The sequence below is a fragment of the Arthrobacter sp. NPDC080031 genome (assembly GCF_040702485.1).
Lineage (GTDB): Bacteria > Actinomycetota > Actinomycetes > Actinomycetales > Micrococcaceae > Arthrobacter.
Window position 1 is genome coordinate 46776 of sequence record NZ_JBFBLA010000015.1, and the last position, 21748, is coordinate 68523.

The window sequence follows — 21748 nt, forward strand, 5'->3', positions numbered from 1 at the left end:
TACCTGCACCGAACCCAACGTTTGACCGCCTGCTCCAACTTTTGACAACTTATTCCTGACTTTGCGGAGATTCCAGTGATCACAGTTCTTGCCGTGACCTTTGCAACGGCAACTGTGGCGCCCTGGATCTTCCGGAAACTTCAGCGAAACGCCTTCTACGTCCTCGCAGCGGTTCCCGCCGCCGCCTTTATCTGGCTGCTCCTGCAGTACGACCGGATCTATCCCGGCCAGAGCCTTCCGGGCCCCGGCGACCCCACCGGCGGCTTCATCGAAGAGACCCTCCCGTGGATTCCGAACCTCAAGCTTGAATTCGCCTTCCGGATGGATGTCCTGGCATGGGTGATGTCCTTGCTGGTCCTGGGCGTCGGCGCGTTGGTCCTGGTCTATTGCGCCCGGTACTTCAAGAACAAGGATGTCGACCTCGGCGGGTTCGGGGCCCAACTTCTTGCCTTCGCCGGGGCAATGTTCGGCCTGGTGACCGCGGACGACCTCCTGATGATGTTCATTTTCTGGGAACTCACCACCGTCCTGTCCTATCTGCTGATCGGCTATGCGCGCACCCGCCTTTCCGCGCGGCGTTCGGCTTTGCAGGCCCTCATGGTCACCACTGCTGGTGGGCTGGCCATGCTCGTGGGCCTCATCATTCTGGGCCAGGCCGCCGGGACCTACCGTATTTCGGCGATCATGACTCAAGCGGCCACCCTCGTCACGGGACCCGCGCAAGGGGCGGTCGCTGCCGCCGTCGTACTCATCCTGGTAGGTGCGGTTACCAAATCGGCGCTGGTCCCTTTCCACTTCTGGCTCCCGGGTGCCATGGCCGCACCCACCCCGGTGAGCGCCTACCTGCACGCCGCGGCCATGGTGAAGGCCGGTATTTATATCGTCGCCCGCATGGCGCCGGGGTTCAGCGAAAGCCCCTACTGGTTGCCGCTGGTGCTCGGGCTTGGCCTGGCGACGATGCTGGTGGGCGGCTACCGCGCGCTTCGCCAGACCGACATCAAGCTGATCCTCGCCTATGGAACCGTCAGCCAGCTCGGGTTCCTCACCATGGTGGTGGGCCTCGGCCGGCCCGACGCCGCACTGGCCGGCCTCGCGCTTCTCCTGGCTCACGGACTGTTCAAAGCTTCGCTTTTCCTCGTGGTGGGCATCATCGACCACCAATCCGGCACGCGCGATATCCGCAAACTCTCGGGCTTGTACAAGTCCTCCCGGGCGCTCGCCATCGTGGCGGGCATTGCCGCCGCTTCCATGGCCGGCATACCGCCACTGGCAGGTTTCGTGGCCAAGGAATCCGTGTTCGAAGCGTTCGTCCACTACGGCACTGGCACTGCTTACCAGCCCTGGGGAATGATCCTCCTCGTCGGCCTGGTCCTGGGGTCCATCCTCACGTTCGCTTACAGCGCCCGCTTCATGTGGGGCGCTTTCGCGACCAAGCCGGGCGTGGACCGGACGCCGTTCAAGGCCATCCAGCCATCGTTCCTGGCGGCGCCCGCCATCCTGAGCTTCCTCACCATTGTGTACGGACTGTGGCTGGATCCCGTTGACGGCTGGATCCAGCCGTATGCGGCACTCTTTGTCACGCCCGACGCCGGAACAAACCCGGCCAGTGCCAGCCACCTTGCGCTGTGGCACGGACTCACTCCCGCCTTGGGACTGACCGCAGTGACGTTCGCGGCCGGCGTCGTGATGTTCTATGCCCGCAACCTCGTATCCAGGGCGCAAAGCCGCGTCCCGGACTGGGTGGACGGCGATCGCGCCTACCAGCGCACCATCGGGGCGTTGGACGACGTCGCCGTGTGGGTCACCGGGCGCACTCAACGCGGTTCCCTCTACTTCTACCTTGCGGTCATCCTCACCGTGGCGTTCGCCCTCCCGCTCACGGCCCTCATCGCGGCCAACAAGCCACTCCCGGGCGGTCTCTTTCTGATCGATCCGAATTCCCCGCTCCAGCTCATCGCCGCGGCAGGAATCGTTGTTGGCGCGCTCGCCGCCGTTCGGGCCAACAAGCGCTTCCTCGCCGTGCTGATGGTGTCCGTCACCGGCTACGGCATCGCGCTCATGTTCGCATTGCAGGGAGCCCCGGACCTCGCCTTGACGCAAATGCTGGTGGAGACCATCATCCTGGTGGCCTTCGTGCTCGCGATGCGCAGCCTCCCTCCGGAGCTCCGGGACCGCACCGGCGGCAAATACCGGGTGGTTCGCGTCATTATCGGCGTGGCGTTCGCGGTCACCATGATCTTCGTAGCGACCTACGCGATGGGCGCCCGCATTGCCGAGCCGGTCTCGCTCTCCTTCCCCCGGCTGGCCTACGAAGGCGGCGGCGGACTCAACGTGGTCAACGTGACGCTGGTGGACATCCGGGCGTGGGACACCTTCGGCGAGATCTCGGTGCTGGCAGTCGCCGCTACCGGCGTCGCGAGCTTGATCTTTGTCCGCAGCAGGGGTGAGCGCCTCAACAAGGCCGCCACGATTCCCGAAGGCACGGTGGGAAGGCGCACCGCCACCGGGGGCAGTTCGCGCGAGGACGCTTCGCTGGCACTCGTGCGCAAGTTCGCCGGTTCCCTGAGCGACCCCTGGCTGGTGGCCGGCCGAACCCTGGCACCGGAACGGCGTTCCATCATCTTCGAAGTGGTCACGCGGCTGATTTTCCACTCGATGATCGTCTTCTCCGTGTACCTCCTACTGGCTGGACACAATCTTCCGGGGGGCGGCTTCGCCGGGGGACTCACTGCCGGACTCGCCCTGACCATCCGCTACCTGGCCGGCGGACGGTTCGAGTTGCGGGAAGCCGCACCGATCAGTGCCGGCATGCTGCTGGGAACCGGTCTTGCGACGGCGGCCGCAGCGGGCTTCGTGCCGCTCCTCCTGGGCGGCCAGGTGTTCCAGAGCGCCATCATCGAGTTCTGGCTACCGCTGTTCGGTGACATCAAGTTCGTGACTTCCACGATCTTCGACATCGGCGTGTACCTCGTGGTCGTGGGCCTGGCCCTGGACGTGCTGCGCAGCCTGGGAGCCGAGATCGACGAACACTTCGAAGAGACCGCCAGCGGAGACACCAGGGCTTCACGCGACACCCGCGCCGAAGCCCCTGCCGCCACTTCGGCGTCGGCAACCACTTCAACGTCGGCAACCACGTCGCCCGGGAAGGGGACCCCATGAGCGTCAACTTGACCTTGTTGATCGTCATGGGAGTGCTCTACGCCTGTGGCATCTATTTGATCCTGGAACGCAGCCTGACCCGCGTTCTCCTGGGGCTCATGCTCCTTGCCAACGCAACCAACCTGTTGATCCTCGCCACGGGCGGATATGCCGGACTTGCCCCGCTCTTCAGCAAATCGACGGACCCGCGCGACTACAACGATCCGTTGCCGCAAGCCTTGATCCTGACGTCGATCGTGATTTCCTTCGCGGTGACGGCATTCATGCTCGGCATCATCTACCGGACCTGGGCGTTGGCACGGCAAGACGACATCCAGGACGACGCCGAGGACCGGCGGGTCGCGAAGACGCCCAGCTTTGACGCCGAAGACGATTCCGTGGTTCCCGAGGAAACGTCCGAATTCCCGGTCACGGCAGTCACCGAAGCAGCCAAGGAAGGGGGCACCCTGTGAACATCGCCAGCCTGGCGCCGCTCGCCGTCGTACTTCCCATCCTCGGTGCCGCACTGACGTTCGCCTTGAACAGGAACCCGCGGGCCCAACGCGCGGTCAGCATCGGTTTGCTGTCCCTTACGTTGCTCCTGGAATTCTGGCTCCTTGCCTCGGTATGGACCACAGGCACCGCATCAGTCACCCTGGGTGGCTGGCAGCCGCCGTTTGGGGTGGTGATGGTGGTAGACCAGTTCTCCTCGCTCATGTTGGTGGTCTCTTCCGTCATCAGCCTCGCGGTGCTCATCTATGCCACCGGCCAAGGCATGGCCGACGGCGACCGCGAGGCACCAGTGTCGATCTTCCACCCGACCTACCTGATCCTGGTGGCCGGGGTCTCGAACGCCTTCCTCACAGGTGATCTCTTCAACCTGTACGTGGGCTTCGAGATCCTGCTGACGGCGAGCTACGTGCTCATGACGCTGGGCGGCACCGGCCCGCGCATCCGCGCAGGGGTGACGTACGTGGTGGTTTCCGTCGTCTCTTCGGTGTTGTTCCTGATCGCCATCGCGATGATCTACGGAGCCACCGGGACCATCACCATGGCCGATCTCGCGATCAAGCTGGCCGGACTGGACCCGGGCACCAGGAACCTGCTCCATGTCATGCTGCTGGTGGCCTTCGGCATCAAGGCTGCCGTGTTCCCGCTGTCCTTCTGGCTGCCCGACTCGTACCCGACCGCGCCAGCACCGGTCACCGCCGTTTTCGCCGGCCTGCTCACCAAGGTGGGCGTCTACGCCATGGTCCGCACGGAGACCCTGCTCTTCCCGGGCGACACCCTGAACGCCCCGCTCATGGTTGTGGCGCTCCTCACGATGCTGGTGGGCATTCTCGGCGCCATAGCCCAGAGCGACATCAAACGATTACTCTCCTTCACCTTGGTCAGCCACATCGGCTACATGGTGTTCGGGCTGGCCATGTCGTCGGTTGCCGGGCTCGCGGCTGCCGTCTTCTATGTGGCCCACCACATCACGGTCCAAACGAGCCTGTTCCTCGTCACGGGCTTGATCGAGCGCCGCGGCGGCAGCTCCTCCATGGACAGGCTGGGCGGGCTTGCGAAGCTGTCTCCGCTCCTCGCGCTTTTGTTCTTCATTCCGGCGATGAACCTCGCAGGAATCCCGCCTTTCTCCGGGTTCCTGGGGAAGCTCGGACTCCTGCAGGCAGGCATCGCCCTCGGGACACCACTGGCCATTAGCCTGGTGGTTGGCGGCGTTGTCACCAGCCTCTTGACCTTGCTGGCAATTGCCCGCGTCTGGAACCGCGCATTCTGGCGGAAGCCCGAAGACGCCGAGTACCCGGCCGCGGCCCTCAAGGACACGGCAGCCGTCGGCCTGCTTCCGCGGACGATGGTAGGACCGACGGCCGCACTGGTGGTCTTCGGCGTGGCGCTGACCGTCTTCGCCGGTCCGCTGTTCCAATTGGCCGGGAACTCCGCGGAACAGATGCTGGACCGCACGGCCTACATCCGTTCCGTGCTCGGCGGGAGCGCCAAGGTTCCGCAGATCGCCGCACCGCAAGGTGGCGCGCCCGCCGGGGCTTCGCCGGGCGCGCCGACTCCTGTGCAGGGAGGCGGCAAGTGAGCCGCAAGCGGATTTCGTTCCGCACCGAGTTGCCCCTGCTGGTCTGGCTGGTGGTTGTCTGGGGTGCGCTCTGGCGGGATTTCAGCCCGGGCAACCTGGTGTTCGGTGCGCTGATCGCGGTGGTGGTAGCCAGGATCTTCTACTTGCCTCCCGTAGAGCTCAGCGGACGATTCAACGTGCTGCGCGCCATTCCCTTCGCCGCGGTGTTCCTTGGCAAAGTGGTGGCCGCGAGCTTCCAGGTCATGTACTTGGCGGTCTTCCGAGGGCCTTCGGTAACCAACGCCGTGGTCGCGGTTCCCCTGCGTAGCCGTTCCGACCTCATGGTGACCGCCGCCGGGCACGTGATTTCGCTGATTCCGGGTTCTTTGGTGGTGGAGGTGGACCGTTCCACGTCCACGCTCTACATCCACGGGCTCAATGTCCGCAACGATGTGGACACCGCCAAGCTGCGCAAGGAAGTCCAGGATACGGAGGCCTCGCTGATCCGGATCATGGGTACCCGCGCAGAAATGGACGCACTCCAGGCCGAAGGCAGGCCTGCAACGAGGGGAGCTGGTTCGTGAAAGACATCGTGCTCATCGTTACGGCGGTGATTCTCAGCCTCGCGGCGGCAGGTGCGATCTACAGGATCGCCGTCGGGCCTTCCTTGCTGGACCGTGTGCTCGCCTCAGACGTGCTGCTCGCCATACTGGGCGCCGCGCTGGCCATCGACATGGCGGTCAACAGGCACCTCAACAACCTCGTGCTGCTCGTCGCACTGACGCTGATCGGGTTCGTTGGTTCGGTGACGGTGGCCCGCTTCGTGGCCGATCGGAGAGGACAGGTCAATGACTCCTAATGCCACGGGAGTTGATGCCGTCATCGATGCCGTTACCGCGGTACTGCTGATAGCGGGCGCGCTGATGTCATTGGGGGCAGCAATCGGGCTGTTGCGTTTCCCGGACCTGATGAGCCGCATGCACGCAGCTACCAAGCCGCAAGTGCTGGGTTTGTTCCTCGTCTTGGCGGCCATCGGGCTGCAGATGCGCGAATGGTGGGTGTGGCCGATCCTGGCGGTCGCCTGGATTTTCCAATTGCTGACCGTGCCCGTGTCCGCACACATGGTGGGCCGCGCAGGCTACCGCACCAAGCACCTCCACCCCGAGTTGCTCAGCACCGACGAACTCGAGGCCGTGGTGCTGCGGGCTGCCGGTCAACGGGCCGCGGAGAAGGCTCAAGAAGAGTCCTAGACGATGTCCTGCGTCTTCGAGAAGCGCGAGATGGCGCGCTGGGTGCTGCGGCCCGCGAAAACCTGGATGACGGCGCTGACAGTCGCCGAAATCAGGGCGAAGGTCAGTGCCGAGCGCAGGCTTGCCTCCATGTCATCGTGACCCTTGGGTGGCTTCTTGCCTGTGGACTTTTCCCACAACGCATTGACGAGCTTGGTGCCGACAAAGCCTGCACCGATGCTTACGCCAGTGCCGAACAGTTTGATGAGGAGGTTCATTCCGGGACTCCTTGCGGGAGGAAACAGGACCGTCCCCAGCCTAACCCCACTTCAGGGCAGTTCCGGAGCAACGGATGGCGCTTGGCGCCTCAGCCGGAAGAACTCCTCCAGGGCTCCGGGCTTCGGACGGACGGGCACGATGTCACGGTCCTCCGCCAGTATCGCTTCCATCGTGCCGAGGGCGAGGAGCTCGTCCAGCAGCGCAAGGGTGGGCGGCATAAGTTTGAGGGTTCCGGCGGCTTCGGCATCCAGGATTCCGCGGACCGGCATCCACAAGGACGATGACGCTTCCGTGGTTTGGTGCTTTGGTCCGGCACCGGAAAGCGGGCAGGCAAGGTAGAAATACGTGTCGAAGCGCTTGGGTTGGTCTGCCGGGGTGACCCAGTTGGCCCACGGGCGGAGGGTGCCGGCGTCGAGCTTCAGCCCGGCCTCTTCAAACACCTCGCGCTGCGCGGCCGCCAGCACGCGGCCGGCGTTGAACCGGGCGGAAGAAGGCTCGACGGCTATGCTGCTCCGGTGCCATGCCGAGGCGTGCCGCACGGCCACGTCGTCAGCGAAGTCCCAGCCGGAGCTGTCCGCCTGGTCCACTCGTCCCCCGGGAAAGACGACCATGCCCGCGGCGAAATCCATCGTGGTCACCCGGTGCTGGACGAACACTTCCAGCACGCGCCCGGCATCCGCGGGTATCTTCGGGCCTGCCGAAACTGCGTGGCCGGGGGCCTCGCGGACCAGGATCACACTCGCGGCGAGCCTAGGTTCGGCCACCGTGGTGCTGTTCGCTTCGCCAATGCCTGCCAAGACCGCTCCTTTGCCCGTGCTGTGTCACATTCTGCTGGATCATTCTCCCAGTTTCTGCGGCCGCCCGCGCGATTCCGGGTCGGCCTGGGCCCACCCGGCGAGTGATCCAGCAGAATCCGTCGTTTCGCGTTCCGGCACAGCGCCAGCAACACCGTCAAGGTGTAAACTGAACCACGCCCAAAAGGGTGGATTGATAACGACAGGGGAGCGCCGCCGTCGGGCCCGCAGCAATGCGGCACGGAGGACGGGCGCTGAGAGTGCGGACAGCCGCAGACCCTCGAACCTGATCCGGCTAGTACCGGCGCAAGGGAGTCGAGTTCTCATAGTGTCCGGACCGGCGTGGCGGAAACCGCTCGCAGGCAACCGGAAACACTTTCCCCTCCTGTTCCTCAGGAGGACAAAATGACTGGTATTTCTGCAAGGCCGGGCCTCACCAAGCCTGGTTACAACTGGCGCGTCGTGGACATCGTCGTGGCGGCACTGATCTCGATCGCCGGTGGCGTGATCTTCTGGGCGTGGGACCAGATGGCCCTGGTTGCGACGCCTATGTCCGCGGGCTACCCTCCGTTGAGCGGCCTGATCGCCGGCGGTTGGATGATTCCGGCAGTGCTGGGCATGCTCATTGTCCGCAAGCCCGGTGCGGCGATTTTCTGCGAGACCGTTGCCGCCACCAGTGAACTCATCATGGGTTCGCAGTACGGCACCACGGTCCTGATCTCGGGCCTGCTCCAGGGCCTCGGCGCGGAACTCATCTTCCTGGCCTTCATATACAAGAAGTTCAACCTGCCGGTGTCGCTGCTGGCCGGTGCCGGTGCGGGCCTCTTCTGCGGTCTGAACGACTCCTTCCTGCCGTGGGGCTGGAACATTGCCTACGAACCCGGCGACAAGCTCGCGTACATCGTGTTCTGCACGATCTCCGGTGCCGTCATCGCCGGTGCCCTGGCCTGGATCGCGACCCGCGGCCTGGCCAAGACCGGTGTCCTGAGCGCGTTCGCGTCCCGCAAGGCCGCCTCGGAGCCTGTCTTTTCCTGATGCCCAGTCCTGATTCCGGCACCCCTGCTGTGGGTCGACCCGCCGCCATTTCCGCGCAAGGGTGGGGCTGGCGGCACGCTGGCCGCACCACGCAGGCCATCCACGCCTTGGACCTGGACATCCGCCCAGGCGAGCGCGTGCTCCTGCTTGGCCCCTCGGGCGCAGGCAAGTCGACGCTCCTGCATGCCCTCGCGGGCGTGCTGGGCGAGGAAGGTGACGACGCCGACGAGACCGGTTCGTTGCTGGTGGACGGCGTTTCGCCGAAGGCCCGGCGGGGCCGTGCCGGACTCATGCAGCAGGATCCCGAAACCCAGGTGGTGCTTTCCCGGCTGGGCGACGACGTCGCGTTCGGCGCCGAGAACCTCTGCGTGCCGCGGGAAGAGATCTGGAAGCGGGTCCATGAAGCGCTCGACGACGTCGGGCTGCGGAATAGTGCCAGCGGCAACTTTGCGCTCGACCACCCGACGTCGGCCCTCTCGGGCGGACAGAAACAGCGCCTTGCCCTGGCCGGGATCCTGGCGATGCGCCCTGGCTTGATCCTCCTGGACGAGCCGACCGCCAACCTGGACCCGGCCGGCGTGCTGGAGGTCCGCGATGCCGTGGGCCGCTGCCTGGACAAGACAGGCGCCACGTTGGTGGTGGTGGAGCATCGGGTCTCGGTCTGGAAAGACCTCGTGGACCGGATCGTTGTCCTCCAGCCGGGCAGCTCGTCCTCCATGGGAGCGTCCACGCCGGGCGTGCTCCTGGACGGCGATCCGGACACAGTTCTGGCGCAAGCAAGGGACATGCTCACTGCTGCAGGCGTCTGGGTGCCCGGGTACGTTCCGGCCACCCGGCCACGTTCCGGAACAGCCGCAGGATCGGGAAGAGCCGCAGGCTCCGGAACACCCGCAGGCTCCGGGGCGGGGAGCGCGGGAGAGCTGCTGCTCGCCACCCGGGAGCTCGCGGTGTCACGCGAACGGCCGCGGCGCCGGGGGTTCAAAACCATCCCGCCCCTTCCCGTGCAGGCAGGACTCGACGCCGAAGTCTTCGCCGGGCAGGCGCTGACCATCACGGGCCCCAATGGCGCCGGAAAGTCGACCTTCGCTTTGACCCTAGCCGGCCTGTTGGCGCCGGTGTCCGGCACGGTGACTGCCGCCGTCGGGCTCCGTGACGGGGCCGGAGCCGACCCATTCAAGTGGAAAGCCCAGCAGCTGATCTCCCGCATCGGGACCGTGTTCCAAGAGCCCGAGCACCAGTTCGTCACCGGCCGCGTGCTCGACGAGCTCATGTTCGGCCCCAAGCACCTTGGCCACGGCGAGGATCGGGTGGACGAGTTGCTGGAGCGGTTGCGGCTGAGGCATCTCGTGGACGCCAATCCTTACACGCTCTCCGGGGGCGAAAAGCGGCGGCTATCCGTGGCCACGGTGCTCGCCGCCCACCCCCGCGTCCTGGTGCTGGACGAACCGACCTTCGGCCAGGACGCGAACACTTGGGCCGAGCTTGCGTCGTTCCTGTCCGAACTGCTCGACGCCGGAACCTCCGTGGTTTCCGTGACCCACGACCAGGAATTCAGCGACGTCCTGGGCGGCACCGAGATGCGGCTCGAGCCCGCGTTCCATGGCGGGGCCCGGCAGGAAGCGGGTGCGGCATGAGGGAAACCCTGACCCTGCGCGGCAATAATGCCCTCCTGACACGCGCGAATCCGCTGGCCAAGTTCGTCTCTGTCTTTCTGATCACCCTGGTGTTGGCGTTGTCCATCGACTTGGTGTCCGCCTCGACGGCGCTCCTCGGCGAACTGGCGCTGTTCCCCCTCGCGGGGCTCACCGTGCGCTTGCTGTGGAAGCGCGGCTGGCCCCTGATCATGGCGGCAGCGCTTGGCGGCTGGAGCACTGCGATCCTGTCGGCCGACAGCGGCAGGATACTGCTCGACGTCGGGATCTGGTCGATCAGCGAAGGCTCGCTTCAGCTGGGACTCGGGTTCATGCTGCGCGGCTTGGCGATCGCACTGCCGGCCATCCTCCTCATGAGCTGCACCGACCCCACCGACCTCGCCGACGCCCTGGCGCAGAAGGCGAAACTGCCGCACCGTTTTGTCCTGGGCACCTTGGCCGCGCTGAGGCTCGTAGGGCTCATGGCGGAGGAGTGGCAGACCATCGGCATGGCACGGCGCGCGCGGGGTGTCGGCTCGCACGGGAGCCCGCCGCAACGCTTCAAGGCCATGCTCGGCCAAAGCTTCGGGCTGTTGGTCCAGGCGATCCGTCGGGCGTCCCGCTTGGCTGTGACCATGGAGGCGCGCGGCTTCGGCGGTGGACGCCGGACCTGGGCCCGCGAATCCACCTACAGCCGCCTGGACCTTTGGGTCCTGGCCGGCGGTTTGTTCATCGCAGCCGCGGCCGTACTGGCCGCTCAATGGGCAGGTACCTGGCACTTCGTCTGGTTGAAGCAGGGCTAGCGGAGGGCTGGCTTGCTTACGGGGGCAGCTGTCAACCCTTGACAACGTGTATATCGCACGAGACGACTATCATGCCCTAGATTTGGCGTGTTGCATCACAAGTCCTCCAGTCAATAGACCATTTGTGATATTTTCTGGTTATGACGCAACCGACTGCCGAACATGTAGGTCTCCTTCTTCGCGACGCCCGTAGTGAAAAGGGCTGGACACAGGGGCAGCTCGCCTCGGAACTGGGCACCAGCCAGAGCGCCATTGCCCGAATGGAACAGGGCAAGCAGAATCTCAGCCTCCGCATGATCGAACGCCTTGAGTCGATCTTCGGGCGAACCATCGTCAAAGTCGGCAAACGGCAGATGACCCACCTGCGCGTGGAGGGCGGACGCACGCTCTCCGGCTCCGTGGACGTCAACAGCAGCAAGAATGCCGGCGTCGCACTGCTTTGCGCGAGCCTCATCAACCGCGGCACCACCACCTTGCGCCGGCTGGCCCGGATCGAAGAAGTCAACCGGATCGTCGAGGTTTTGACCTCCATCGGTGTCGAGTGCACCTGGCTGAACGGCAACGACCTGCGCATCCGTCGCCCGGAAATCCTTGACCTCGCCTCCATGGACGTCGAGGCCGCACGCCGCACCCGCAGCGTCATCATGCTGCTGGGCCCCCTCCTCGATGAAGCGGCCTCGTATCAGCTGCCCTACGCCGGCGGTTGCGATCTTGGGACTCGAACCGTGGAACCGCACATGCAGGCGTTGCGGCAGTTCGGACTCTCGGTGGAGGCCAAGTCCGGCTTCTATTCCGTGCAGGCCCCGCCGGCCGACGCCGACCACCGCACCTTTGTCCTCACGGAGCGCGGTGACACCGTGACGGAGAACGCCATCATGGCCGCCGCGCACCGCAGCGGTACCACCGTGATCCGCAATGCCAGCCCCAATTACATGGTGCAGGACCTCTGTTTCTACCTGCAGGGGCTCGGCGTCGTGATCGACGGCATCGGGACAACCACCCTGAAGATCACGGGCCGCCCGGCGATCGACGTCGACATTGAGTACTTCCCGTCCGAAGACCCGATCGAGGCCATGAGCCTCATCACCGCGGGCATCGTGACCAACTCGGAAGTGACCGTGTGCCGGGTCCCCATCGAATTCATGGAGATCGAACTGGCCACACTTGAGCAGATGGGCCAGCAGCTCGACATCTCCGGCGAGTACTTTGCCCGCAACGGACGGACGCGCCTGGTGGATGTCACCACCAAGCCGTCACGGTTGCGTGCCCCTGAGGACAAGATCCATCCGATGCCGTTCCCCGGGTTGAACATCGACAACTTGCCGTTCTTCGCGGTCATCGCCGGCAACGCCGAGGGCCAGACCATGATCCACGACTGGGTCTACGAAAACCGGGCGATCTACTTGACCGAGCTCAACAAGCTTGGCGCCCAGGTGCAACTGCTCGATCCGCACCGCATCTACGTCAATGGCCCCACCAAATGGCGCGGCGCGGAAGTCGGATGCCCTCCGGCACTCCGACCCGCCGCGTGCCTGCTCTTGGCCATGCTGGCGGCCCGCGGCACATCCGAGTTACGCAACATCTACGTGATTGAGCGCGGATACGAGGACCTGGCCGAGCGGCTCAACACCATTGGCGCCAAGATCGAGTACTTCCAGGACTGACTAGGTCGGATTTCGGGGCGGGACTCGGACTTCCGGCGGAACATTCTGCTGGATCACCCAGAGTGTGCTTCCTCCCAGGCGCGGAAACTCTGGGGTGTCCGTTCCACCAGAGGCGGTGATCCAGCAGAATCCGCCGTTGCGGTCACTTCCGTTCGCTGTACAGGGCCAGGACGGCGCGGATTTCCTCCATCACCTGCTCCGGGTTGTTCCAGATCTTCTCGGGGGCGAAGCTCAGGACGTCAAAGCCACGTACCTGCGCAGCGTTCAGTCGTGCCATGTCTTTCCTCCATGCCTCCCGGGAGCTGTGGAAGGCATAGCCATTGACTTCAACGATCAACCGCCTGCCAATCAAAAAGTCGACCCGTCCGACACCGGGGATATGAACTTGGCGGCGGAATGGCAGGCCTTCTGATTCGAACAGCAGGCGGGCGCTGATTTCGGGTACGGATTCGGACAGTCCGTCTGCCTTTGCCAACAGCCTTCTGGCGTTTCCGTAGTAGTCGGCAGAGATCTCACTTTCGATCATGGCCTGCGGGATGCCGAACTGCCGCATGGCCGATTGTGCAATGGAAATAGCATCCACGTCCGGCAAACAGGTCAGAGCGTGAATGACGGTGTCTTCTACGGATGCCACGGGGACGGCATTCTCCGGAGAGAGGCGAAGCCCGCCGTGCCTGACGAAACCGCTGCCCCGGCAGTGCCGCGTAGCCAGATGCAAGCGCATGGGCCTGTCTTTGATCCACAGGCCGTAGCGTAAAGCTGCACTCGCCGGGGAATACCGTCCGCCTGGCAGGAGTGATCCGGCAGAATCCGTCGGGCGGGCCGCGAAATCCCGCTCTGTCTTGGCGAGGCTGCCATGGCGCACAATTGATCCGTGCGCACTTTTGGTGTGGAAGAGGAATTGCTGATCGTCGATCCCGTGACCGGCGAGCCGCTCGCGCTTGCCGACGCGCTCCTCTCAGGCCCCGCCCAAGACGGGCCCGCCCAAGGCGGCCCCGCCCAGGACGGCCCCGCCCAGGACGGCCCCGCCCAAGATGGCTTCGACACCGGTCCTACCCTTGAGGAGATCGACGGCCCTGATACCGGCCTGAGCCACGAGCTTAAGCTTGAGCAGATCGAAACCCAGACCCGGCCATGCCGCACTTACGCCGAGCTCCTGCACCAGATCCGCAGGGGGCGGGGCCTCGCGAGCCATGCCGCTCGGCACCACGGCGCAAGGATCGCAGCGTTGGCCACCTCGCCCGTGGACGCCGCTTTGCACACCACTCCGGATCCCCGGTACGCCATCATGCTGGAACGCTTCGGCATCACGGCGCACGAACAGCTCACGTGCGGATACCATGTACACACTTCGATCGAGTCCCCCGAGGAAGGCGTGATGGTGCTGGACCGCATCCGGGACAAGCTCGCTGTCTTCACGGCCATCAGCGCCAACTCACCGTACTGGCGAGGGCTCGCTACCGGCTTTGAGAGCTACCGGACGCAGGCGTGGAACCGCTGGCCCTCGTCGGGGCCGTCGGCCATCTTCGGTTCCTTGGCTGCGTACCGGCGGGTTGTTAGGAGGCTCATCGAAACGGGAGTGTTGCTGGACGAGGGGATGGTTTACTTTGACGCCAGGCTGTCCCGGCACGTTCCGACCGTGGAGGTCCGGGTGGCCGATGTCTGCCTGCGGGCCGAGGATGCGGCCCTCATCGCGGTGCTCATCAGGGCCCTGGTCGAGACTTCCGTTCGTGAGTACCACGCCGGAATAGAGCCGGCGGCCGTGCCCACGGCGCTTTTGCGGATGGCGTCCTGGCAGGCAAGCAACTTCGGACTGCGCACCGAACTGCTGGACTTTGGAACCTTCCGCCCGGAGCCGGCCGCGGACGTCGTCTGGTCGTTGGTGGAGTATCTGGAACCTGTGCTCGCCGAACAGGGTGAATTCGACTTGGTCCAAGCCGGCGTGGCGGCCATCCTGGGCCGCGGCAACGGCGCCATCGAACAGCGTGGTGTTGCCGAGCGCTGGAGCGAGAGCAACGGAGGCACGCCCGACGCCACCGGGCTGGCCGCCGTCGTCGAGCACGCCGTTCAGATCACGATGCGCTCCGAGAAGGACGAGAGCGACACCAAACCGCAGCCCGTCCTCACGTGGGTGCGCCAGGACTGGCGCGAAGCGCCGGGCTAACCCGCTGCCTGCTAGACCTGCTTGAGGGCCCGCTCCAGGTCCCCGATGAGGTCGTCCACATCCTCCAGCCCCACCGAAAGCCGCACGACACCGTCGCTCAGGCCGATCGCCGCCCGGCCTTCCGGGCCCATGGCGCGGTGCGTCGTGGTGGCAGGGTGGGTGATGAGGGACTTGGAGTCGCCCAGGTTGTTCGAGATGTCGATGACGGCGAGCCCGTCCAGCAGCGCGAAGGCCGCCTCCTTCGCAGATCGCCCCGCAGAGGGGAGCAACTCGAAGGTGAGCACGGTTCCGCCGGCCTTCATTTGCTTCGCGGCGAGCTCGTACTGCGGGTGCGAGGTCAGCAGCGGGTACTTGACCCAGCTGATGGCCGGCTGTTCTTCAAGCCATTCGGCGATCCGCAACGCAGACGCCGAGGAGTGATTGACGCGCAGCGCCATGGTCTCCAGGCCTTTGGTCAGGACCCAGGCGTTGAACGCGGAAAGCGAGGGCCCGGTGTGTCGCATGAGCTGCTTGACGGGACCGTCGATGAACTCCCTGGTGCCCAGGATCGCTCCGCCCAGGACCCGGCCTTGGCCGTCGATGTGCTTGGTGCCCGAGTAGACGATCACGTCTGCGCCGAGATCGCCGCAGCGCTGCAGCAGGGGAGTGGCAAAGACGTTGTCGACGACGACGGTGGCGCCCGCCGCGTGCGCGAGCTCGCTCACCGCGGCGATGTCCACGATTTCCTGCATGGGGTTCGACGGCGACTCGAAGAACACTGCCGTTGTCGGCTCGGACAACGCGGCACGCCATTGGTCCAGGTCCGGCCCGTCGACGAAGACGGTTTCGACGCCCCAGCGCGGCAGGATCTCGTTGAGGATCACGAAACAGGAACCGAAGAGCGAGCGGGCGGCAACCACGCGGTCGCCGGCAGCCAGCAACGCACCGAGGGCTGTGAAGACAGCGGACATGCCCGACGCCGTCGCGAAGCACGCCTCGGTGCCTTCGAGCAGGCGGAGTCGCTCCTGGAAGGTGGCCACGGAGGGGTTGCCGTAACGGGAGTAGACAAAGCGTTCGTCCTCGCCCGTGAACGCGCGCTCAGCGGCTGCGGCGGATTCGTAGACGAACCCTGAGTTCAGGAAGACCGCCTCGGACGTTTCCTGGAAGTTGGTGCGGTCAAGACCGCCGCGGACGGCCTGGGTGTCAGGGCTCCAGCCGGCGGCGTCAGGATTGAAAGTCACTTAGATGTTCCCCAGGTTCGTCGGAAGTCCACGGTTTTTCCAGCCGTTCACGGTTCGCTCACCGTAGCGGTCCGGCTCGCCCTCAAAGCCCTCAAGGACGTTGTACGAGGTGTAGCCAGCCTGCGTTGCGGCGATGGCCGCAGCGATGGAACGCTGGCCGGAGCGGCAGAGGAAGACCAGCTCGGTGCCATCTGCTTCCGGAGCCTGCTGCGTCAGCTGTTCGATGAAACGCGTGTTGGGGATCCCGCCGGCAAGGTTCCACTGGATGAACAGGGGATCGTTTTCGGTGGCTTTGGTGTCCGGGATGCCAATGTGTGCCCACTCGCCTTCGGTGCGGACGTCCACCAGGATGGCGCCCTGCTCCAGTTTGGCCCAGGCGTCGTGCGGGCTGAGGTCGCCTGCGTAGCTCATGCGTGGCCCTCGCCGTCGAACTCTTCGTCAAGCTGATCCACGGCATTGGCAACGGCTGCGTCCGCGCTGGCGATCGCCGCGGGGAGGACGATGGCCTGCGCCACAATCACGTCACTGCCGTTGAACGTCGCGGCCGGGCTCCCGTGCAGCACGTATCCCTCAGCGAGGGCGGTGGAGATCCGCTCGCAGAATTCCTTGGTGTCAGGGCCCGTGATGAGACGGTAGGAGAGTTTTTCTTCGGTGGGTTCAGGCATTGGTGCTCCTCAGTCACGCTTGCAGTTCGAAAGTGTCGATACGCCGAGTAGTCACCTGAGGCACCCCGCCGGAGAGAGGGTTGCCGACCAGCAAGTCAGGGCTTCGCGCTGGTGCTCATTACTCAAGAAGAAAATAACATCTACGACGGCGGCCTGCATCACCGGCCGTCGTCATGTTCCGTAACCGGGCGGCAGTCAGGCTTGCCAAGGCTCGGAACCGGTAGCTCTAGGCCTCGGTTTCATCGGGCAGCGGTTCCAGGCTCGCCTGGATCCGGGGAGGAATGGCGTCAAACCGCGACGCTACTCCTGTGGGGGAGTGATGAAAGGTGGACCCTTGATGCTTCCGGATTTCCAGCAACTCGTGTACGGATATCCCGGTGGCCGTGGCGAGCGCATGGAGCGAGAGACTGTTGTGATGAGCCAAAGCAAAAACCACGCCTGACAGGGCTTCGAAACCTTCTGTCTCGTAGATTTCCTTCACCAGGTTGGACATACCGTTCGCATCATCGATTGATCCCTGTGACGCACCAGTCGCCATGGCCGTCAGCGACCATGCAGCAGAGTCGGGGCTGATGTAGATGCTCATGTCGATACCCTACGGACTCAGGCCCGCTGGGGGAATGGGCGATACGTTTATCTTTATGGCAGCACTCACCGACCTTGACCGTCAGCTCCTCTCCGCCCTCCGGGAGGACGGCAGGGCGTCCGTGGCGAGCCTCGCGCGCAAGCTGGGCGTCGCCAGGGCAACCGTGAATAGCCGGCTCGAGCGTCTTGTCTCCACCGGAACCATCGTTGGTTTCACGGCGAGGGTGCGCGACGAGGTCGATCCACTTGCTATTAGAGCTATCGCGCTCATTGCCGTCGAGGGACGATCGGCCGACAAGGTCATTCGCCAGCTTCGGGGATTCCCGGAGATTTGGGCGCTGCACACCACCAACGGCGGATGGGACCTCGTGGCCGAGCTACGCACGGAAAGCCTCAGCGACTTTGACCAGGTACTCGGGAGGATCCGCGGCATCGCGGGGATCGTCAATAGCGAGACGAGCCTGCTGCTCAGCTCCGTCCTGCGGTAGTCGCCCGCGTAGGACGCGCGCCGAATGATCATTATGTACAAACGCTTTCGTCATTTTGTACAGATTTTCAATGAAAAGTACATACTTTGGCAATTGTGGATGCATATCGCCGCTCCGTAGCCTCGTAGCAACAGTGCTTATGAGGGAAAGGAGCGCACATGACGCGCTTTGTCGATGTCCGCAATATGGTTCGCTGGACGGCCGGGCGGGGTCCGGAGACCATCATCTCGGGGATGATTCAGTACTTGGAAGACGACTTTCGGCGGTGGGAGTCTTTTGACAAGACTCCGCGGGTGGCAAGTCACACCCCATTCGGGGTCATCGAGCTGATGCCCACCAGCGACCAGGAAACATACGGCTTCAAGTATGTAAATGGACACCCTTCGAATCCAGCGCGTGGCTTCCAGACCGTGACGGCTTTCGGTGTCCTGTCCGACGTCCACAACGGCTACCCGACGTTCCTCGCAGAAATGACAGTGCTGACAGCGCTGCGAACGGCGGCCACGTCCGGTATGGTCGCGAAGAAACTTGCGCGCCCCGATGCCCGCGTCATGGCGATGATCGGAACCGGAACCCAATCGGAGTTTCAGGCCCTGGCCTTCCGGGCGTCCCTGGGTATCAACAGTGTCAGGATCTGGGACACGGATCCGGCGGCGATGGATAAGTTCGTCCGGAACATGGCTCCGCTGGGCTTCGACGTCACCATCGCTGGCTCAGCGGCCGACGCGGTGGAGGGCGCCGACGTGATCACCACGTGCACGGCGGACAAAGCCAACGCCACTATCCTGACGGCAGACCAGGTTTCGCCCGGTGTCCACATCAACGCGATCGGTGGCGATTGCCCGGGGAAGACCGAACTCGACTCTGCCATCCTGCGCCTCGGCGATGTCTTTGTGGAATTCGATCCACAGACGCGGATTGAAGGCGAGATCCAGCAGATGTCCGCCGATTTCCCCGTCACGGAATTCTGGCAGGTCCTTGGCGGGCACGCTCCGGGCAGGACCTCCAGGGACCAGATCACCATATTTGATTCCGTGGGCTTTGCGATCGAGGACTTTTCCGCCTTGCGTTACCTCCGCGATGCCGTTGAGGGCTCAGAATTCTTCGAGGAGATCGACCTGGTCGCGAACCCTGATGACCCCAAGGATCTCTTCGGTCTGGTGCGGGCACTTTCTCCGATCGGATCCTGAAAGAAGCCTGGTGCGCCGGCCCCAGAACCGGCGCACCAGACGTTTTTATCCGGCCATCCGGCCGCGCTATACGGCCGCGAGGCGCAGGATCAGCTCGGCATGCCCGGGGAACCTCAAAACGAGCGATTCGATGTCCCGTGCCGTCGGTTTCGCGGAGTCCGATCTCTCGTATCCCGGTGAGAGGCTGCAGCTGACCAAGGCGAACCCCGGACCGGCCAACTCGGCACCGAACCAGGTGGAGTTCAGGGCAACTGCCTGCAACGTTTCGCCTGCCTCCGGATCCGACCCCAACACGGCCTCGGAATAGCCAAAGTCTTGATATCCAAGCTCCCGGGAGAAGGTATGCAGCCTGATGGGCGTCCCCACGTGGAAGAACCACAGTTCATCCTGCTTGAGGGCGTGCAACTGGAGAAACTCCCCGGACTGAAGCAGGTACCAGTTGGAGCTGTAGAGCGGATGGTCGACGCCGAAGCGCGGAGGCAGCGCCGAACCGGCTATGTCCTCGTTGCTGACCAGAGCGTGTGCGAACCAGCCGCCCACGATAGCGGGTGACATGTCCAGCCGTTTGATCCAGTCCTCTGCGGCGGCAGTCATGTGACCGGATCCTTCAGTGAGAAGCAGACTGTGATCCCGATGATCTCCTTGCTGCCCAGCGCACGCAACAACCCTTTTTGGGTCACGATGTCCACATTCACCATGCCGCCCTCCTTGCTGGGGACGGCGATGGTTTCGTGGAAGTTGAGCAGCGGCTTTCCGCTCGCCATCACTTCCTTGTCGTGGGCAACGTGTTCCGCGCGCGAGTCCTGGCGTCCGATCAGCTCCGACTTGCGCATGCCCACCAGGTCCGCGAAGTTCTGGTTGACCCACAGAAAGACCGAATTCGCGTCCTTCACCACCCAGTACACGCCGTCCTGCCGGTCCAGCACATCGGCGACGCTCATAGGCGGCACTGTGGGGAGGAGCGCCGGGTCCAGCGCCGGGGCGACGGTCATGGCGCTGCCGCCGCTCCGCCGTCGGCCTCCAGTCTTTCGGCGAGGTCCTGAGCCAGGGCCACCATCGTCATGGTCGGATTCCAGGAACCACCCGTGGGCCAGAGACTGCCGCCGGTGACGAAGACGTTCTCCACGCCGTTGAGGCGATAGTCGATCCCGACGACGGCGTCCTCCTCTTCGCCGATGGGCAGGCTCGAGCTTTCGTGGACCAAGCCCGGTACGCGGCGCTCCGGGATGGCGGGACGCGCGGCACCCCAGGTTCCTGAATCGGGATCTCCGTGCCAGTACTCGACGCGCTCCGCGCCGGCCGGGGACAGGACCCGCTCCAGCATCTGGAAGGTGCCTTCGTCCATGGTGTCCCACGTGTCGTCGTCGGTGGCGTTGGCCAGCACCTGCAAGGTGACGTTGCAGGTGGGGTCGGCCCCGCCGGACAGGCGCAAATGGTTCTCCGGGTTGCTTTCGTCCAGTTCGCCGAGGACGGCACAGACGAACACCAAGTAGTCCTCCGAGGACCGCAGTTGGGCGAGCGAAGCCGTGGCGACGACGTCGGGGGCGTAGCGTTCGGACTTCTGGGCGTTCTTGTCCGGGCAACGGTCCGAGAGGACCGATAGCTGCACGTGGTACTGCATGCCGACCGGACTCTTGCCTGCCAGATAGATGGCCGCCAACTCGAGCTCGCCGAGTTGTTCGCTGAAGTCAAAATCCTTGCGAGGTACCCGGGCCACCACAGAGGTGATGAAGTGGGCGCTGAAATGCCCGCCTGCACCTTGTACCTGCGGGAAGGAATTCAGGACAAGGGTTGCCGGCGGAAGTGTGCCCATGGCCAGGACCAGGTTGGCGTTGCCGATGTTCACCACGCCGCGGTTGGTGTTCAACGCCGTGGCCCGTCCGTCCTGCTGGAGCACGCTCAGCACGGTGCAGTCCGTGACCATGCGAAGAGCGGCGCCCTTGCCTTGGGACTCAAGTGCCGCTTGCTTGTCCGTCAGTTCCAGGAGGACTGCCGGCGTCGAGAACTTCGCGAAGTCCACGCCCGATGTCGCGCCGGTCGCCGCGGCGAGCGGGGCGGGCATGCTGCGGGTGGCGGAATCGATCTTGTGCAGGCCAGCCTCAAGCCTTTCCTGGAGGGCTTTCTGCATGATTCCGTAGACGGGCCGGGTGTCGTTGATGAGATCGACGACGTCGGCCGACCGTCCGGCGTCGATCTGGTCCGCCGAAACCACGTTGAGCAGGTCTTCCGCCGACGTGAAGTGCGACTTGGCGGCGTCCATCACCGCCCGTGGCCAGCCCCGCATCTCATCCTCCTCGGGGCGGGGGCACCACGCGCTCCACATGATGCTGCGTCCGCCATAGAAGGGAACCATGCCGTGCTGCCAGGAAATCCTGCCCGGCGGCTGGGTGGCCGTGGCAGCGGCCAAGGTCCAGGGAAAGGTCTCGGAGATGCCTCCCAGGGTCTCCTTGTAGGGCAGCGGCAGGTTTTGGAAATGCTGTGGCAAGAAAAACGGACCCCGTTCAATGATCAGGATCCGTGCATGCGGGTTGACCGTCAGTGTCCGTTCAGCAAAGGCGTAGGCGCAGAAACCGCTGCCGATGACGATGTGGTCGAATTGTTCTTCTTCGCGGACTTTTTTCCATTCCCCCTCGGAGAGGAAGAAAACATGATCCATGACCTTCTGGGGCGAGGGATCCTGGGGTCCGGGCGTGGGAAAACCGTGATTGAAATTCTGGGACGAAGAAACTGCACTCACAATGATGCCCTCCATCAACTTTGCTGATTCCACGGCACCGTGAAACCAGGTGCCCACT

Annotated in this window: 23 protein-coding genes and 2 riboswitches; of the genes, 13 read left to right on the top strand and 10 right to left on the bottom strand. The window is 64.4% G+C overall.

Annotated elements, in window-relative coordinates:
• Positions 1 to 75: 75 nt before the first annotated feature.
• The 6 genes from AB0323_RS13950 to mnhG are packed head-to-tail and all read left to right on the top strand — an operon-like array spanning position 76 to position 6456.
• Positions 76 to 3159, top strand: coding sequence for a Na+/H+ antiporter subunit A (locus AB0323_RS13950; RefSeq protein WP_366177844.1), 3084 nt, complete (start codon positions 76 to 78; stop codon positions 3157 to 3159).
• Complete coding sequence (locus tag AB0323_RS13955) at positions 3156 to 3611, top strand: Na(+)/H(+) antiporter subunit C (RefSeq protein WP_366177845.1); 456 nt, start codon at positions 3156 to 3158, stop codon at positions 3609 to 3611. The genes AB0323_RS13950 and AB0323_RS13955 overlap by 4 nt, the downstream gene beginning before the upstream one ends.
• Positions 3608 to 5227, top strand: coding sequence for a Na+/H+ antiporter subunit D (locus AB0323_RS13960; protein WP_366177846.1), 1620 nt, complete (start codon positions 3608 to 3610; stop codon positions 5225 to 5227). Before AB0323_RS13955 ends, AB0323_RS13960 begins: the two co-directional genes overlap by 4 nt.
• The gene (locus tag AB0323_RS13965) at positions 5224 to 5790 is read left to right on the top strand and encodes a Na+/H+ antiporter subunit E (protein ID WP_366177847.1); all 567 of its coding nucleotides are present in this window, start codon (positions 5224 to 5226) and stop codon (positions 5788 to 5790) included. Before AB0323_RS13960 ends, AB0323_RS13965 begins: the two co-directional genes overlap by 4 nt.
• Entirely contained in the window at positions 5787 to 6065 is a 279-nt protein-coding gene (locus tag AB0323_RS13970; RefSeq protein WP_078107371.1) for a monovalent cation/H+ antiporter complex subunit F, read from the top strand. The genes AB0323_RS13965 and AB0323_RS13970 overlap by 4 nt, the downstream gene beginning before the upstream one ends.
• Complete coding sequence (mnhG, locus tag AB0323_RS13975; RefSeq protein ID WP_366177848.1) at positions 6055 to 6456, top strand: monovalent cation/H(+) antiporter subunit G; 402 nt, start codon at positions 6055 to 6057, stop codon at positions 6454 to 6456. The genes AB0323_RS13970 and mnhG overlap by 11 nt, the downstream gene beginning before the upstream one ends.
• Here the strand turns inward: mnhG and AB0323_RS13980 are convergent.
• Both AB0323_RS13980 and AB0323_RS13985 read right to left on the bottom strand, forming a co-directional pair.
• A complete protein-coding gene (locus AB0323_RS13980; RefSeq protein WP_366177849.1) occupies positions 6453 to 6713 on the bottom strand; it encodes a DUF4235 domain-containing protein in 261 nt (86 codons plus the stop codon). The genes mnhG and AB0323_RS13980 overlap by 4 nt on opposite strands.
• 51 nt (positions 6714 to 6764) lie before the next feature.
• Positions 6765 to 7511, bottom strand: coding sequence for an NUDIX domain-containing protein (locus AB0323_RS13985; RefSeq protein WP_366177850.1), 747 nt, complete (start codon positions 7509 to 7511; stop codon positions 6765 to 6767).
• A gap of 191 nt (positions 7512 to 7702) precedes the next feature.
• Positions 7703 to 7839, top strand: a riboswitch (TPP riboswitch).
• Between the two features lie 74 nt (positions 7840 to 7913).
• Here AB0323_RS13985 and AB0323_RS13990 point away from each other — a divergent pair.
• The 4 genes from AB0323_RS13990 (at position 7914) to AB0323_RS14005 (ending at position 12641) form a co-directional block, all read left to right on the top strand.
• The gene (locus tag AB0323_RS13990; protein WP_366177851.1) at positions 7914 to 8543 is read left to right on the top strand and encodes an ECF transporter S component; all 630 of its coding nucleotides are present in this window, start codon (positions 7914 to 7916) and stop codon (positions 8541 to 8543) included.
• Positions 8543 to 10177, top strand: coding sequence for an ABC transporter ATP-binding protein (locus AB0323_RS13995; protein WP_366177852.1), 1635 nt, complete (start codon positions 8543 to 8545; stop codon positions 10175 to 10177). Before AB0323_RS13990 ends, AB0323_RS13995 begins: the two co-directional genes overlap by 1 nt.
• A complete protein-coding gene (locus AB0323_RS14000; protein ID WP_366177853.1) occupies positions 10174 to 10977 on the top strand; it encodes an energy-coupling factor transporter transmembrane component T in 804 nt (267 codons plus the stop codon). The genes AB0323_RS13995 and AB0323_RS14000 overlap by 4 nt, the downstream gene beginning before the upstream one ends.
• A gap of 140 nt (positions 10978 to 11117) precedes the next feature.
• Positions 11118 to 12641 carry a UDP-N-acetylglucosamine 1-carboxyvinyltransferase gene (locus AB0323_RS14005; RefSeq protein ID WP_366177854.1) on the top strand — a complete coding sequence of 508 codons (1524 nt, stop codon included), beginning with the start codon at positions 11118 to 11120 and terminating at the stop codon, positions 12639 to 12641.
• 142 nt (positions 12642 to 12783) lie between these two features.
• Here AB0323_RS14005 and AB0323_RS14010 read toward each other — a convergent pair whose 3' ends face one another.
• Positions 12784 to 13365 (bottom strand): DUF559 domain-containing protein, encoded by a 582-nt coding sequence (locus tag AB0323_RS14010; RefSeq protein WP_366177855.1) that lies wholly within the window; start codon positions 13363 to 13365, stop codon positions 12784 to 12786.
• A 150-nt stretch (positions 13366 to 13515) separates the two neighbouring features.
• Here AB0323_RS14010 and AB0323_RS14015 point away from each other — a divergent pair, with 150 nt between their 5' ends.
• Complete coding sequence (locus tag AB0323_RS14015) at positions 13516 to 14805, top strand: glutamate--cysteine ligase (RefSeq protein WP_366177856.1); 1290 nt, start codon at positions 13516 to 13518, stop codon at positions 14803 to 14805.
• Positions 14806 to 14816: 11 nt separating this feature from the next.
• Here AB0323_RS14015 and AB0323_RS14020 read toward each other — a convergent pair whose 3' ends face one another.
• The 4 genes from AB0323_RS14020 to AB0323_RS14035 all read right to left on the bottom strand — a co-directional run bounded on the left by AB0323_RS14020 (position 14817) and on the right by AB0323_RS14035 (position 17276).
• On the bottom strand, positions 14817 to 16025 hold the full coding sequence (locus AB0323_RS14020) for an O-succinylhomoserine sulfhydrylase (protein WP_366177857.1): 1209 nt from the start codon (positions 16023 to 16025) through the stop codon (positions 14817 to 14819).
• Entirely contained in the window at positions 16026 to 16436 is a 411-nt protein-coding gene (locus AB0323_RS14025) for a rhodanese-like domain-containing protein (RefSeq protein ID WP_284983557.1), read from the bottom strand.
• Positions 16433 to 16690 carry a DUF1737 domain-containing protein gene (locus AB0323_RS14030; protein ID WP_284983558.1) on the bottom strand — a complete coding sequence of 86 codons (258 nt, stop codon included), beginning with the start codon at positions 16688 to 16690 and terminating at the stop codon, positions 16433 to 16435. The genes AB0323_RS14025 and AB0323_RS14030 overlap by 4 nt, the downstream gene beginning before the upstream one ends.
• Before the next feature lie 10 nt (positions 16691 to 16700).
• A riboswitch (SAM riboswitch) is annotated at positions 16701 to 16813 on the bottom strand.
• A gap of 103 nt (positions 16814 to 16916) precedes the next feature.
• Positions 16917 to 17276, bottom strand: coding sequence for a hypothetical protein (locus tag AB0323_RS14035; RefSeq protein ID WP_366177858.1), 360 nt, complete (start codon positions 17274 to 17276; stop codon positions 16917 to 16919).
• Positions 17277 to 17331: 55 nt separating this feature from the next.
• Here AB0323_RS14035 and AB0323_RS14040 point away from each other — a divergent pair, with 55 nt between their 5' ends.
• A complete protein-coding gene (locus AB0323_RS14040; RefSeq protein ID WP_366177859.1) occupies positions 17332 to 17763 on the top strand; it encodes an Lrp/AsnC family transcriptional regulator in 432 nt (143 codons plus the stop codon).
• Positions 17764 to 17921: 158 nt separating this feature from the next.
• Positions 17922 to 18953, top strand: a complete 1032-nt coding sequence (locus tag AB0323_RS14045; RefSeq protein WP_366177860.1) for an ornithine cyclodeaminase — start codon at positions 17922 to 17924, stop codon at positions 18951 to 18953.
• A gap of 66 nt (positions 18954 to 19019) precedes the next feature.
• Here the strand turns inward: AB0323_RS14045 and AB0323_RS14050 are convergent, their stop codons facing one another.
• The 3 genes from AB0323_RS14050 to AB0323_RS14060 are packed head-to-tail and all read right to left on the bottom strand — an operon-like array spanning position 19020 to position 21690.
• Positions 19020 to 19547 (bottom strand): cupin domain-containing protein, encoded by a 528-nt coding sequence (locus AB0323_RS14050; RefSeq protein WP_366177861.1) that lies wholly within the window; start codon positions 19545 to 19547, stop codon positions 19020 to 19022.
• Positions 19544 to 19945 (bottom strand): PAS domain-containing protein, encoded by a 402-nt coding sequence (locus tag AB0323_RS14055; RefSeq protein WP_366177862.1) that lies wholly within the window; start codon positions 19943 to 19945, stop codon positions 19544 to 19546. Before AB0323_RS14055 ends, AB0323_RS14050 begins: the two co-directional genes overlap by 4 nt.
• Entirely contained in the window at positions 19942 to 21690 is a 1749-nt protein-coding gene (locus AB0323_RS14060) for a GMC oxidoreductase (RefSeq protein ID WP_366177863.1), read from the bottom strand. The genes AB0323_RS14055 and AB0323_RS14060 overlap by 4 nt, the downstream gene beginning before the upstream one ends.
• Positions 21691 to 21748 lie beyond the last annotated feature (58 nt).